The organism is Amycolatopsis sp. NPDC043889, assembly GCF_056435645.1.
Window position 1 is genome coordinate 191,158 of sequence record NZ_JBWKEC010000005.1, and the last position, 13,273, is coordinate 204,430.

A 13,273-nucleotide genomic window follows, 5' to 3' on the forward strand; every position below is an offset into this window, starting at 1 on the left:
TTTCAGGCGCGGGAGTAGAAGGGCAGGGCGACGACCTCGACGGGCTCGATACGGCCCCGGATGTCGACGGAAAGCTCGGTGCCGGGCTCGGAGTGCTCCCGGTCCACGTAGGCCATGGCGATCGGGTAACCCAGCGTCGGCGAGAGGGCACCGCTGGTGACCTCGCCGATCTCGGTGTCACCCGCCAGGACGGTGTAGCCGTGGCGCGGGGCGCGGCGGCCGGAGCCCTTGAGCCCGACGCGGACCCTGGGAACGTCCTTCTTGGACAGTTCTTCGAGGGCGGCCTTGCCCACGAAGTCGCCCGGCTTCTCGAACTTGACCACGCGCCCGAGGCCGGCTTCGAACGGGCTCAGCTGGAGGCTGAGCTCGTTGCCGTACAACGGCATTCCCGCTTCGAGGCGCAGGGTGTCGCGGCAGGCGAGACCGGCCGGGAGCAGGCCGTGCGGCTCGCCCGCGTCGGTCAGGATGCGCCAGACGGCGGGAGCCTCACCGGCCGGGACGTACAGCTCGAAGCCGTCCTCACCGGTGTACCCGGTGCGGGCGAGCAGGACGTCGTGCCCCTTCACGACGGCCGGGACGCTCGCGTAGTACTTGAGCGCGCCCAGGTCGGCGTCGGTGACGGCGCCGAGGATCTCGACGGCCTTCGGGCCCTGGACGGCGATCAGCGCGACGTCCTCGGACTTGTTCTCGACGACCGCGTCGAAACCCGAGACCCGCTCGGCCAGCGCCTCCGCGACCACGCCGGCGTTGCCCGCGTTGGCCACGACCAGGAACTTCTCGTCGGCGAGGCGGTAGACGACCAGGTCGTCCAGCACGCCGCCGTTCTCGTCGCAGATCATCGTGTAGCGCGCCCGGCCCGGCTTCACGCCGGACAGGTTGCCGACCAGCGCGTAGTCGAGGGTGTCGGCGGCCTGCGGGCCGGTCACCTCGATCTCGGCCATGTGCGAGAGGTCGAACAGGCCGGCGGCCTCGCGGACCGCCTTGTGCTCAGCCAGTTCGCTGGAGTAGCGGATCGGCATCGACCAGCCCGCGAAATCGGTGAACAGCGCACCCAGTCCTTTGTGGACTCCGTGCAGGGACGTCTCTTTCGACATCAAGTGCCTCAGTTCTCGTAGGCGTTGAGCGGCGGGCAGGAGCAGACGAGGTTACGGTCCCCGCGCGCACCGTCGATGCGGCGCACCGGAGGCCAGTATTTGGACTTGCGGTTCACCCCGGCGGGGTACACCGCCAGTTCGCGGTCGTACGGCAGGTCCCAGTCGCCGACGAGGGTCTCGGCGGTGTGCGGGGCGTTGCGCAGCGGGCTGTTGTCCGCGGCCCACTTGCCCTGCGCGACGGCGTCGATCTCCGCGCGGATGGCGATCATCGCCGCGATGAAGCGGTCGATCTCGCCGAGGTCCTCGGACTCGGTCGGCTCGACCATCAGCGTGCCCGCGACCGGGAACGACATGGTCGGAGCGTGGAAGCCGTAGTCGATCAGGCGCTTCGCGACGTCGTCGACGGTGACGCCGGTCTCCTTGGTGAGCCCGCGCAGGTCGAGGATGCACTCGTGCGCGACCAGGCCGTCCTGGCCGGTGTAGAGCACCGGGTAGTGCTGGTTGAGGCGCTTGGCCACGTAGTTCGCCGCGAGGACCGCGACCTGCGTCGCGGCGGTGAGCCCGCCCGCGCCCATCATGCGGACGTACGCCCACGAGATCGGCAGGATCGACGCCGAGCCGTACGGTGCGGCGCTGATCGGGCCGACACCGGTTTCCGGACCGGCCTTCTCCAGCATCGGGTGGTTGGGCAGGTACGGCGCGAGGTGCGCGCGGACCGCGACCGGGCCGACGCCGGGGCCGCCGCCTCCGTGCGGGATGCAGAAGGTCTTGTGCAGGTTCAGGTGCGAGACGTCGCCGCCGAACTCTCCCGGCTTGGCGAGACCCAGCAGGGCGTTGAGGTTCGCGCCGTCGACGTAGACCTGGCCGCCCGCGTCGTGGACGATCTTGGCCAGCTCGTCGATGCCGTTCTCGTACACGCCGTGCGTGGACGGGTACGTGACCATGATCGCGGACAGCGTGTCGCGGTTGGCCTCGACCTTGGCCCGCAGGTCTTCGAGGTCGACGTTGCCCTCGTCGGTGCACTTGACCACGACGACGCGCATCCCGGCCATCACCGCGGAGGCGGCGTTCGTGCCGTGCGCGGACGACGGGATCAGGCAGACCTCGCGCTCGGTCTGACCGTTGGCGTGGTGGTACGCGCGGATCGCGAGCAGACCGGCGAGCTCGCCCTGGCTGCCCGCGTTCGGCTGCAGCGAAACCTTGTCGTACCCGGTGACCTCGGCCAGCCAGCCGGACAGCTGCTCGACCAGCACGTGGTAGCCCTCGGCCTGGTCCGCGGGCGCGAAGGGGTGGATCCCCGCGAACTCGCGCCAGCTGATCGGCTCCATCTCGGTGGTGGCGTTGAGCTTCATCGTGCAGGAGCCGAGCGGGATCATGCCGCGGTCGAGCGCGTAGTCCAGATCGGACAGACCGCGCAGGTAGCGCAGCATCGCGGTCTCGGAGCGGTGCGAGTGGAAGACCTCGTGGGTGAGGTACTCGCTCTCGCGGCCGAGGCCGGCGGGCAGCGCACGGGCGTCGGCGGCGGGGGTGTCGACGCCGAACGCGTTGAGCACCTTGGCGATGATCGCGGGCGTGGTGACCTCGTCGACCGCGATGCGGACGTGGTCGGCGTCGACCGGGCCGAGGTTGATCCCGTTCTCCCGCGCGACCGCGACGACCGCTTCGGCCTGTCCGGGCATGCGGGCGAGGACGGTATCGAAGAAGCCCTCGTGCACGACCTCGACGCCTGCCGCTCGGAGGGCGTCCGCCAGGCCCGCGGCGAGGCCGTGGACGCGGGTCGCGATGCGCTTGAGGCCGTCGGGACCGTGGTAGACCGCGTACATCGCGGCGAGCACGGCGGGCAGCACCTGCGCGGTGCAGATGTTGGAGGTCGCCTTCTCGCGGCGGATGTGCTGCTCACGCGTCTGCAGGGCGAGGCGGTACGCGGGGTTGCCGTCGGCGTCGACCGAGACCCCGACCAGGCGGCCCGGCAGCGAACGTTCGAGCCCGGCGCGGACGGCCATGTACCCGGCGTGCGGACCGCCGTACCCGAGCGGGACGCCGAAGCGCTGGGTCGAACCGGCGGCGATGTCGGCGCCGAACTCACCCGGCGCGGTGATCAGCGTGAGGGCGAGCAGGTCGGCGGCGACGGCGTACAGCGCGCCGGCGGCCTTCGCGGTCTCGGAGATGGCGGAGTAGAAGCCCGCGCCGCGCAGCACGCCGGAAGCGCCCGGGTACTGGACGACGACGCCGAAGAACTCCTCCGGCAGGCCGGTGAGCAGGTCACGGACCTCGACCTCGACGCCCATGGCCTCGGCGCGGGTGCGGACGACCGCGATCGTCTGCGGCAGGCACTCGGCGTCGAGGACGACCTTGTTCGACTTCGCCTTCGACGCGCGGCGCATCAGCATGACGGCCTCGGCGACGGCGGTGGACTCGTCGAGCAGGGAGGCATTCGCGGTGGCGAGACCGGCCAGCTCCGAGACCATGGTCTGGAAGTTGAGGAGGGCTTCGAGACGGCCCTGCGAGATCTCCGGCTGATACGGCGTGTACGCCGTGTACCAGGCCGGGTTCTCCAGCACGTTGCGGCGGATGACCGCCGGGGTGACCGTGTCGTGGAAGCCGAGACCGATCATCTGCGTCATCGGCTTGTTGAGCGCGGCGAGCGCGCGAAGCTCGGCGATGGCGTCCTCTTCGGACGCGGCGGGGGGAAGTTCGAGGTCGCGGGTGACCCGGATCGCGGACGGCACGGCGGCCTGCACCAGGGCATCGAGACTGCCGTAGCCGACCTCGGCGAGCATCTTGGCCTGCTCGGACTCCGAGGGGCCGATGTGCCGGTCGTCGAAGGACGTACTGGTCAAGGGAGCTCCTTGGGTCAGGCGCCGGATAGACCGGTGCGCTGGGAACTCCCCCTCTGTCATGGCACCTGAGAGTTTCACCACCGTTGAGGGTGGCTTTCACCTTGGGTGAGACGCACTTGCGCGCCTGCTTTCCAGAGTGGCCTCGCGTGAAGCGGTAGTGGGTACCTGAGAGATTCCGGGGAGTTTGCTCCTTCGGTGCCCCACCACGTTCGTGGGGGCTCTCCCGCTCCAGCTCGACGGCCCTGTCTGAAGTTGTGCGCACACCGTACCTGGCGTGTTCGACGCGCGTCTACTTCCAGCCGAGCACGTCACTTGACCCGCACTCGCGTGCTTGGAGCCGGAACTCGCGTGCTTGGAGACGTAACTCGTGAGTTCCGCCTCCAAGCACGCGAGTCACGGCTCCAGACACGCGAGTTACGCGTTTTCCATCATCATTTCGGCGGTGATCGTGCCGCAGAGCTCGGCGCACCGCATCATCATGTCGGCCGCGTCGGCGAGCTCGGCGTCGCCGGTCTTGGCGCACTCCTGGGCGCACATGCGCATCATCTGGGAGGCGAGGCCGCACGTCTTCGCGCACATGCGCATCATCTCGAGGTCGGCGACCATGGCGGAGCAGCGCATCATCATGTCGGCGGACATGCGGGACATGTCCGCGCAGGTCACCATCATCATCCCGAGCTTCGCGCCGCCGATCTCCATGCAGCGCGTCATCATCTCCTCGCACCTGACGTGGCACTCGTTGCACAGGTCGATGCAGTCACGCATGGCGGTGCTCATCTGCCGGGTCATTCGTCGGGCCTCCCGCGCTGTTCGGATCACGGAACCGGGTGGTCCCGCGTCTCAGGACTACAGCGCAGGTCAGCGGCCCGCCATCCCAGCCACCGGGACGAGTGACGGCGGCCGGAAGTACAGCCACGGTTCGCGCCGGGCCCAAGTCCGTGAAGGCCTCCTTCCCTACTCTCAAGGTAGGGAAGGAGGCCTTCACGGACATCGCGACCCAACGGCGCGCATTTAGAGGACTAAATGCGTGGCGGTCAGACGGGCGTGACGTAGGCGCCGGAGATCCCACCGTCGACGAGGAACTGCGACGCCGTGATGAACGAGGCGTCGTCGCTCGCCAGGAACGCGACGGCCGCCGCGATCTCCTCCGGCTCCGCGAACCGCCCGACCGGCACGTGGACCAGCCGCCGTGCCGCCCGCTCGGGGTCCTTCGCGAACAGTTCCTTCAGCAGCGGCGTGTTCACCGGACCCGGGCACAGCGCGTTGACCCGGATGTTCTCCCGCGCGAACTGCACGCCGAGTTCCCGGCTCATCGCCAGCACCCCGCCCTTGGACGCGGTGTAGGAGATCTGCGACGTCGCCGCGCCCATGACCGCGACGAACGACGCCGTGTTGACGATCGAGCCCTTGCCCTGCCGCCGCATATGCGGCAGCACGGCCTTGCAGCACAGGTAGACCGAGGTCAGGTTGACCTTCTGTACCTTCTCCCACGCGTCGATGCCCGTGGTGAGGATCGAGTCGTCCTCGGGCGGGGAGATGCCCGCGTTGTTGAACGCGACGTCGACCGAGCCGAAAGTGTCCACAGTGGCCTGGAACAGGGCCTCGACCTGCTCGGCGTCGGTGACGTCGGCCTGCACGAACAGGCCGCCGACCTCGTCGGCCGCGGCTTTGCCCGCCTCGGCGGAGATGTCGCCGATGACGACCTTCGCGCCCTCGCTCGCCAGCCGCCGCGCGGTGGCGAGGCCGATGCCGCTGCTGCCGCCGGTGATGACCGCGACGCGGCCTTCGAAACGCTGAACCATTCCTTATTCCTCCGTGCTGATAAAGACGTTCTTGGTCTCGGTGAAGGCGTCGACGGCGTCGGGGCCCAGTTCGCGGCCCAGTCCGGACTGCTTGAACCCGCCGAACGGCGTCCAGTACCGGACGGACGAATGCGAGTTGACCGACAGGTTCCCGGCTTCGACGCCACGCGCGACGCGGAAGGCGCGGCCGACGTCGCGGGTCCAGATCGAGCCGGACAGGCCGTACTCGGTGTGGTTGGCCATGGTCACCGCGTCCGTCTCGTCGGCGAACGGGACCACGGCGACGACCGGGCCGAAGATCTCGTCCGACGCCAGCGGATGCCGCAGGTCCGGCGGGGTGACGACGGTCGGCGCGAACCAGTATCCGGGACCGACGGGCGCGTTGCCCCGGAAGGCGACCGGCGCCGCGTCGTCCACATAGGACGACACTTTCGCATGGTGCCCGGCCGAGATCAGCGGACCCATCTCGGTCACTTCCAGCCGCGGATCCCCCACGACGACGCCGTTCACCGCCGGTTCCAGCAGCTCCATGAACTTCTCGTACACGCTCGACTGCACGAGGATCAGCGACCGCGCGCAGCAGTCCTGCCCGGCGTTGTCGAAGACGCCGTACGGCGCGGTCGCCGCGGCCTTGTCCAGGTCGGCGTCGGCGAAGACGATGTTCGCGTTCTTGCCGCCGAGTTCCAGCGTCACCCGCTTCACCTGCGCGGCACACCCGGCCATGATCTGCTTGCCGACCTCGGTGGAGCCGGTGAACACCACCTTCCGCACCGCCGGGTGGTCCACGAAGCGCTGCCCCACCACGGATCCCTTGCCGGGAAGCACCTGGAAGACGTCTTCGGGGATCCCCGCCTCACGGGCGAGTTCGCCGAGGCGGATGGCGGTCAGCGGGGTGAGCTCGGCGGGTTTGAGCACGACGGTGTTCCCTGCGGCGAGCGCGGGCGCGAACCCCCAGCCCGCGATGGGCATCGGGAAATTCCACGGCACGATCACCCCGACCACGCCGAGCGGCTCGTGGAACGTCATGTTCACGCCGCCGGGTACCGGGATCTGCTTGCCGCTCAACCGTTCGGGCGAAGCCGAGTAGTACGTCAGCACGTCGCGGACGTTGCCCGCTTCCCAGCGCGCGTTGCCGATCGTGTGGCCCGCGTTGGCGACCTCCAGCTGGGCGAGATTCTCGATGTCGGCGTCGACGGCGTCGGCGAATCGGCGCAGCAGCCGCGCCCGGTCGCCGGGGGCCACCGCGCGCCAGGCGGGGAACGCCGCGTGCGCGCGGGCGATCGCCGCGTCGGTCTCCTCGGCCGAGGTCGGCTCGACCGACCTCACCACCTCCTCGGTGGCGGGGTTGATCACCTCGAACGTCATGCGCGCTCCTTAGCTGCTTCCACGAGTGCCTCGAAAAGCCTGATGTCGTCGGGGTTCTGTTCGGGATGCCATTGGACGCCGAGGACGAACCCGTCGCCGGGCAGTTCGGCCGCCTCGATGGTCCCGTCGGCGGCCCAGCCGACCGGGACCAGCCCGTCGCCGAGCCTGTCGATCGCCTGATGGTGGTAACACGGCACCTTGCTCTCGGCGCCGAGGATCGACGCGACGCGGCTGCTCTCGGCAAGCCTCACCGTAGTGGTGCCGAAGGTCCCTGGCGCGGGCTGGTGATCCACGCTGTCCAAAGTGTCCGGCAGGTGCTGCGCGAGCGTGCCGCCCAGCGCGACGCTGAGCACCTGCAGCCCGCGACACACACCCAGCACCGGTTTTCCACTGTCCAAAGCGGACCGAAGCAGGCCGAACTCGAAGGCGTCGCGGTTCGGCCTCGTGTACGTCGTCGCGTGCTGCTCCTGGCCGTAGCGGGCCGGGTCGACATCGGCGCCGCCGACCAGCACGAGCCCGTCCACGGCGGACATCAGCCGATCGTGCGCCCCGCTCACCGGCGGCAGCAGGACCGGGACGCCGCCCGCCGCGACGATCCCGTCGACGTAGACGCGGTGCAGCAGCGCGGCTTCGGTCTCCCAGACGAGGAACTTCGCGGGTTCCAGATAGGAGGTGAGCCCGATCAGGGGCTCAGAGCCGTTCGAAGCCACGGATCCTCTCCCAGTCGGTGACGGCGGCGTCGTACGCGGCCAGTTCGACCTTCGCCGCGTTCAGGTAGTGGTCGACGACCTCGTCTCCGAACGCGGACCTCGCGAGCCCGCTCCCATCCAGCAGCGCCGCGGCTTCCCGCAGGGTCGTCGGCACGGTCGGCTTGCCGGAACCGTAGGCGTTGCCCTGGAACTCCGGCTCCAGCTCCAGTTCGTTCTCGATGCCGTGCAACCCGGCCGCGATCAGCGCGGCCACCGCGAGGTACGGGTTCACGTCGCCGCCGGGGACCCTGTTCTCGGTGCGCAGCGAGTCCCCGTGCCCGACGACGCGGAGCGCGCACGTCCGGTTGTCGGTGCCCCACGCGACGGCCGTCGGCGCGAAGCTGCCGGGGACGAACCGCTTGTAGGAGTTGATGTTCGGCGCGAAGAAGTAGGTCAGCTCACGCAGCCCGGCGAGCTGGCCGGCGAGGAAGTGCTCCATCAGCGGCGAGAACCCGCCGGGACCGTCGCCGACCAGGACGGGTTCGCCCTCGGCGGAGCGCAGGCTGATGTGGATGTGGCACGAGTTGCCCTCGCGTTCGTTGTACTTCGCCATGAACGTGAGGCTCTTGCCCTCTTGCGCGGCGATCTCCTTGGAGCCGGTCTTGTAGACGCTGTGGTTGTCGCAGGTGGTCAGCGCGTCGGCGTAGCGGAACGCGATCTCGTGCTGGCCGGGGTTGCACTCGCCCTTGGCGGACTCGACGTACAGGCCCGCTCCGCCCATGTCGTTGCGGATACGGCGCAGCAGCGGTTCGATCCGCGCGGTGCCGAGCATCGAGTAGTCGACGTTGTACTGATTGGCCGGGCGAAGGTCCTGGTACCGCTTGTCCCAGGCCGACTCGAAGGTGTCGTCGAAGACGATGAACTCCAGTTCGGTCCCGACATACGCGGCGAGACCGCGTGCGGCGAGCCGATCGAGCTGACCGCGCAGGATCTGGCGCGGCGAAGGGGCCACGGCGCCCCCTTCCACCCGTTCGAGGTCGGCGAGGACGAGCGCGGTGCCCTCCTGCCACGGAAGCAGGCGCAGCGTGCCGAAGTCCGGGCGCATGACGAAGTCGCCGTAGCCGGTCTCCCAGGACGACATCGCGTAGCCGTCGACGGTGTTCATGTCCACGTCGACCGCCAGCAGGTAGTTGCACGCTTCGGTGGCGTGCTCGACGACCTCGTTGAGGAAGTACTCGGCGGCGCAGCGTTTGCCCTGCAGCCTGCCCTGCATGTCGGTGATCGCCACCAGCACCGTGTCGACGGTGCCGTCCTCGACCAGTTCCCGGAGCCGTTCCAGCGTGAGCATGCCGCGCCTGTTCGCCATCAGCCTCACCTAAAGGTTCGAAGCGGTACCTTTGAGGGTTCTTCCTACCGGGTCGACCGGATGCGGTCAACTCGTCCAATGGTCTGATTCGTTATCCATTGCTCACCGTAGTTGATCCCTGGGCGGATTGTCTGCGATGCCCGGCTGAGAAGATGCTGTGAATCCCGCCGCACCGGGAGGAGATCCGCGCATCCGGGACGTTGTACGGATCAAGAGAGGTGAGAAGGAATGACACAGGCATTCACGCAGCAGACCACGTTCACCGAGCCCCAGGGGCGGGCTCAGCTCCCGACGATGCCCAGTGGGTGGCCGATCGGCTCGTACGAGTCGTACTCCGAAGCGCAGCGTGCCGTCGACCACCTCGCGGGAACGGACTTCCCGATCACGGACGTCACGATCGTCGGTGTCGAGCCGGTCCTGGTCGAGCGGATCGCCGGACGGATGGGCTGGAGCAAGGTGCTGACCAGCTCGGCGCTGTCGGGCGCGATGTTCGGTATGTTCCTCGGCCTCGTGCTGAGCCTGCTGAACCCGGGCGCCGGGCTGGTGCCGATCCTCGTCGGCCTCGTCGGCGGTATCGGGTTCAACCTGCTGTTCGGCGCGCTGGGATACGCGGCTTCGAAGAACAAGCGCGGGTTCATCTCGCAGAGCCAGCTGGTCGCCCGGCGTTACGACGTCCTGGCCCAGCCGCGCAACGCCGAGAAGGGCCGCGCCCTGCTGGCCGACCTGGCCGCCAGGAGCGCGTTCAACCACTGAGCCTCACCCCACGCGAGCCGGCACCTCAGCACGAGGTGCCGGCTCGTGGCTTTACGGGGTCAGGCGGTGCAGGTCACGCGGGAACAGCGTCGCCTGGCGGACGTTGGGCAGCCCGAGCAGCCGGGCCGTCCAGCGTTCGAGACCGAGCGCGAACCCGCCGTGCGGCGGCATCCCATACGCGAAAACCGCCAGGTAGTCCTGGTACGGCTCGGCGGACTCACCGCGCGCCGCCAGCGCGGCGACATAGTCCGCGTGCCGATGCAGCCGCTGCCCGCCGGTCACCAGTTCCAGCCCACGGAAAAGCAGGTCGAAACTGTTGGAGTACTCGGGCCGCGCCGGGTCCGGATGCGTGTAGAACGGCCGCTTCACCATCGGATAGCCGGTGACGAACAGGAATTCCGATCCGTGTTCGCGCAGCGCCCACTCCGAAAGCAGCCGCTCGTGCGCGGGCGCGAGGTCGGGCTCGCCACAAGGGTCCTCGCCCGACAGCCATGCGATCAGCTCCTGGGCTTCCGCGAAGTGGATCTCCGGAATCTCCTCCGGCACCACGACTTCCGCCTGCGGAACCGCGGCGGCCATCCCGGCGATGGCCTCCCGCAGCACCGTCATGACGTCGTGGTGGTCGTCGATGAAACCGAGTTCGGCGTCGAGGCTGGTGTACTGCGCCAGATGCCGCGCGGTGTCGTGCGGTTCGGCGCGGAAGACCGGGCCGACCTCGTAGACCCGTTCGAAGACCCCGACCAGGGCCTGCTTGTAGAACTGGGGCGACTGCGCCAGAAAGGCCCGTTCGCCGAAGTAGTCGATACCGAAGACGTTCGCGCCGGATTCCGTGGCCGACGAAACGATCTTGGGCGTATGGGTTTCGGTGAACCCGAGTCCGTCCAGTACCGACCGGAACCCGGCGACGCTCGCCGCCGCGACCGTGAAAGCCTCCTTCAGCCGCGGATGCCGCAGCGCGACGGCGGCGTTGTCCAGTACCGTGGGCAACGCCGCCGGGACCGAGGGCCGGTAGAGGTCGAACGGCGGTGGTTCGGCCGGTTCGGAAAGCAGCCTGACGGACGGCTCCGTGAGTTCGACGCCGCCCGGCGCCTGCGGATTCGCGGTGACGAGCCCCTCGACCTCGACGACGGTTTCCTCGGGCGGGCCACCGGATTCGGCGAGGACCACCTGGACGAGTCCGGAACGGTCCCGGATCACCAGGAAGGTGACGGTTTTCAGGCGGCGCCGGCGGTGCACCCAGCCGGCGATGCGGACACGGCCGCCGACGTGCCGGGGCAGGTCGGCGGCGAGGACACGCGAGATCATCACAACTCCTGTACGGATGTGCGCGACCCCTTGGGAGTGCGGGCGAGAAGGGAACTCGCGGTACCACCGCACTTTCGCCGCCGCCAGGGAACGGCGGCCTCGAAGGCCCGTGACGAGGGCCGGACGGCGGGGCATGGGGCGCGGACGCCGTTCCTCCCCGCACTCGGGAGGGTCTTCACCGAAGGCACGAGGCCGCCTTCCCAGCTACCGGCGGCTCTCTGGGGCTCGCGTGGTCCCTCGGCTACTCGTCTCCGTCGACGCGTTGCCCCGGAGGTTACGTCTCCCGGGGTCTCCCCCGCATCCGCATTTCGGGTGGAGGCGGCCCCCGGCGTCCGCCTCCACCCGGGCCACCTAGCGCGTCGGCTGGGTGGAGTTCGACGGCGGTGCCACCGAGGTGGACGACGGCGGAGCGGCCTGAGAAGTCGGCGGCACCGGCACGGCCTTGGGGATCGCCGCGCTGAAGGGCACGTCCGTCCTTTCCAGACAGTAACCGTGCGAACCGTTGTAGCCGTCGAGGTTTCCTTCGCTGTCCCGGACTCCTCGCTCGACCCGCGGACGCGGGTAGCGGTTGTCGTCGCCGGCCTTCCGCTTCTCGCCCGTGCTGCGCTCACAGGCGTACCTGGTCGTGCTGAGCGGACGGCCGTCCTCGTCGTAGAGGTAGATCTCGGTCAGCGGTTTGCCCTCGGCGTCGAACGCGTAGATGTTCTCCACCTCCTGGCTGCCGTACATCAACTGCGGATTGCCATAGTTGTCGTTGTAGTTGGGCGTGTAACCGCTGTTGTAGGAGCCGCCACCGTAGGACCGCTTCGCGATCAGGTCGACCGCCGCGCCCGCACCGCCGAGCATGCTGCCGACGACGAACGCCGAAATCGGCACGGCCAGCCACAGCAGCCGCCGGTCGGTCTTCAGCTTCGAGCCTGCCCAGACCACCGCCACGGCCGCCAACAGCATCAGCGGCATGAGCAGCACGGCTTCGGTGTCGCGGAGCACGAGCAACAAGCCGAAGATGACCAGTACCGCCGCGCACAGTAGCCACCACGCCGGCTTGAGCATGCGGAAGTAGGTGAGCCCCTTGCTGTTCCGGTCGTTCTGGAACGAGTTCGCGATCTCGCGGAGCTTGGCCACTTCAGGCAGTTCCGCGATGGGGGCGACGCCGTTGCGGACCACGTAGGCGACGCTGATCGCGAGCACGGGCGCGACGAAAAGCAGGCCCAGCAACGGATCCACCCGCACCCACACCGCGGCCGCGAAGCCGAACAACGCGAAGCCGCAGACCGAGAACAGCAGGCCCCAGAACGCGAACCGCGCTCCGCCGATCCCGGTCTTCGCCTTCAGCACGGTGGTTTTGCCGCCCGCGTCGGGCGGACGCGGCGGGTAGCCACCGGAGGCCCGCAGCTCGGCGGCGTAGCTCTCCGGGCTGCCAAGACGCTCGATCAAGGCTTCGACCTTGGGATTGTCCCCCAGTTCCGCCTCCATCTCGGCGAGATGAGGCCGGACGTCTTCAAGGATCTCCTCGACTTCGCTCTCCGGCAGGTCGGCGAGCGCGCTCCTGACCCTCGCCAGATACACCCGCACGGCGGTCGGATTCTGCGTGCTCATACTGCCTCTCCCAACAGGCTGTTCATCGTCGTGGCGAAAGTGCGCCAGGTCTGCCCCGACTCTTCGAGCCGCTGGCGACCCGGCTCGTTGAGGCTGTAGTACTTGCGGTGCGGGCCTTCCTCGCTCGGCACCACATAGGACGTCAGCAGGCCTGCCTTGTACAGGCGCCGAAGAGTCCCGTACACCGAAGCGTCGCCCACTTCCTGCAACCCCGCGATGCGAAGTCTTCGGAGCACGTCGTAGCCGTAGCCGTCCTCTCCGCGAAGCACCGCGAGAACGGCGAGGTCCAGCACGCCTTTTAGTAGCTGACTGATCTCCACAGTCGCGTCCCTCCCAGTCTTACGCAACAGAAGGTACCACGCATTGCACAGTAGTGCGCACGGCGGAGGCGACTTGCGTCGAAGGGGTGGTTCATGGGTTACTTAGTCCAGTAATGAACCACCGCACCAATGAGGTGCTC

At 68.7% G+C, this 13,273-nt stretch carries 11 protein-coding genes and 1 riboswitch; of the genes, 1 reads left to right on the top strand and 10 read right to left on the bottom strand.

Annotated elements, in window-relative coordinates; all coding sequences use genetic code 11:
* Positions 1-2: 2 nt before the first annotated feature.
* The 7 genes from gcvT to AC0685_RS13140 all read right to left on the bottom strand — a co-directional run bounded on the left by gcvT (position 3) and on the right by AC0685_RS13140 (position 9,156).
* Positions 3-1,094: a glycine cleavage system aminomethyltransferase GcvT gene (gcvT, locus tag AC0685_RS13110; RefSeq protein WP_478225706.1), complete on the bottom strand. Its 1,092-nt coding sequence runs from the start codon at positions 1,092-1,094 to the stop codon at positions 3-5.
* A gap of 8 nt (positions 1,095-1,102) precedes the next feature.
* Positions 1,103-3,934, bottom strand: coding sequence for an aminomethyl-transferring glycine dehydrogenase (gcvP, locus tag AC0685_RS13115; RefSeq protein ID WP_478225707.1), 2,832 nt, complete (start codon positions 3,932-3,934; stop codon positions 1,103-1,105).
* Positions 3,935-4,076: 142 nt separating this feature from the next.
* A riboswitch (glycine riboswitch) is annotated at positions 4,077-4,170 on the bottom strand.
* A gap of 178 nt (positions 4,171-4,348) precedes the next feature.
* Positions 4,349-4,711 carry a four-helix bundle copper-binding protein gene (locus tag AC0685_RS13120; protein ID WP_478225708.1) on the bottom strand — a complete coding sequence of 121 codons (363 nt, stop codon included), beginning with the start codon at positions 4,709-4,711 and terminating at the stop codon, positions 4,349-4,351.
* A 257-nt stretch (positions 4,712-4,968) separates the two neighbouring features.
* Positions 4,969-5,736, bottom strand: coding sequence for a 3-oxoacyl-ACP reductase (locus AC0685_RS13125; RefSeq protein ID WP_478225709.1), 768 nt, complete (start codon positions 5,734-5,736; stop codon positions 4,969-4,971).
* 3 nt (positions 5,737-5,739) lie between these two features.
* The gene (locus AC0685_RS13130) at positions 5,740-7,101 is read right to left on the bottom strand and encodes an aldehyde dehydrogenase family protein (protein WP_478225710.1); all 1,362 of its coding nucleotides are present in this window, start codon (positions 7,099-7,101) and stop codon (positions 5,740-5,742) included.
* A complete protein-coding gene (locus AC0685_RS13135) occupies positions 7,098-7,811 on the bottom strand; it encodes a gamma-glutamyl-gamma-aminobutyrate hydrolase family protein (RefSeq protein WP_478225711.1) in 714 nt (237 codons plus the stop codon). The genes AC0685_RS13130 and AC0685_RS13135 overlap by 4 nt, the downstream gene beginning before the upstream one ends.
* Positions 7,792-9,156 carry a glutamine synthetase family protein gene (locus tag AC0685_RS13140; RefSeq protein WP_478225712.1) on the bottom strand — a complete coding sequence of 455 codons (1,365 nt, stop codon included), beginning with the start codon at positions 9,154-9,156 and terminating at the stop codon, positions 7,792-7,794. Before AC0685_RS13140 ends, AC0685_RS13135 begins: the two co-directional genes overlap by 20 nt.
* Positions 9,157-9,384: 228 nt before the next feature.
* Here AC0685_RS13140 and AC0685_RS13145 point away from each other — a divergent pair, with 228 nt between their 5' ends.
* Positions 9,385-9,909, top strand: coding sequence for a YflT domain-containing protein (locus tag AC0685_RS13145; protein ID WP_034323444.1), 525 nt, complete (start codon positions 9,385-9,387; stop codon positions 9,907-9,909).
* 51 nt (positions 9,910-9,960) lie between these two features.
* Here AC0685_RS13145 and aspS read toward each other — a convergent pair whose 3' ends face one another.
* From aspS to AC0685_RS13160, 3 genes are all read right to left on the bottom strand, one after another.
* The gene (gene aspS, locus AC0685_RS13150; protein WP_478225713.1) at positions 9,961-11,214 is read right to left on the bottom strand and encodes an aspartate--tRNA(Asn) ligase; all 1,254 of its coding nucleotides are present in this window, start codon (positions 11,212-11,214) and stop codon (positions 9,961-9,963) included.
* A gap of 351 nt (positions 11,215-11,565) precedes the next feature.
* Positions 11,566-12,813 (bottom strand): DUF1700 domain-containing protein, encoded by a 1,248-nt coding sequence (locus AC0685_RS13155; RefSeq protein WP_478225714.1) that lies wholly within the window; start codon positions 12,811-12,813, stop codon positions 11,566-11,568.
* Positions 12,810-13,133 (bottom strand): PadR family transcriptional regulator, encoded by a 324-nt coding sequence (locus tag AC0685_RS13160; RefSeq protein ID WP_478225715.1) that lies wholly within the window; start codon positions 13,131-13,133, stop codon positions 12,810-12,812. Before AC0685_RS13160 ends, AC0685_RS13155 begins: the two co-directional genes overlap by 4 nt.
* Between the last annotated feature and the right edge of the window lie 140 nt (positions 13,134-13,273).

Coding starts and splice junctions, on each gene's coding strand:
- gcvT (WP_478225706.1), bottom strand. CDS start 1,094: ATGTCGAAAGAGACGTCCCTGCACGGAGTCCACAAAGGACTGGGTGCG.
- AC0685_RS13120 (WP_478225708.1), bottom strand. CDS start 4,711: ATGAGCACCGCCATGCGTGACTGCATCGACCTGTGCAACGAGTGCCAC.
- AC0685_RS13125 (WP_478225709.1), bottom strand. CDS start 5,736: ATGGTTCAGCGTTTCGAAGGCCGCGTCGCGGTCATCACCGGCGGCAGC.
- AC0685_RS13130 (WP_478225710.1), bottom strand. CDS start 7,101: ATGACGTTCGAGGTGATCAACCCCGCCACCGAGGAGGTGGTGAGGTCG.
- AC0685_RS13140 (WP_478225712.1), bottom strand. CDS start 9,156: ATGGCGAACAGGCGCGGCATGCTCACGCTGGAACGGCTCCGGGAACTG.
- AC0685_RS13145 (WP_034323444.1), top strand. CDS start 9,385: ATGACACAGGCATTCACGCAGCAGACCACGTTCACCGAGCCCCAGGGG.
- aspS (WP_478225713.1), bottom strand. CDS start 11,214: ATGATCTCGCGTGTCCTCGCCGCCGACCTGCCCCGGCACGTCGGCGGC.
- AC0685_RS13155 (WP_478225714.1), bottom strand. CDS start 12,813: ATGAGCACGCAGAATCCGACCGCCGTGCGGGTGTATCTGGCGAGGGTC.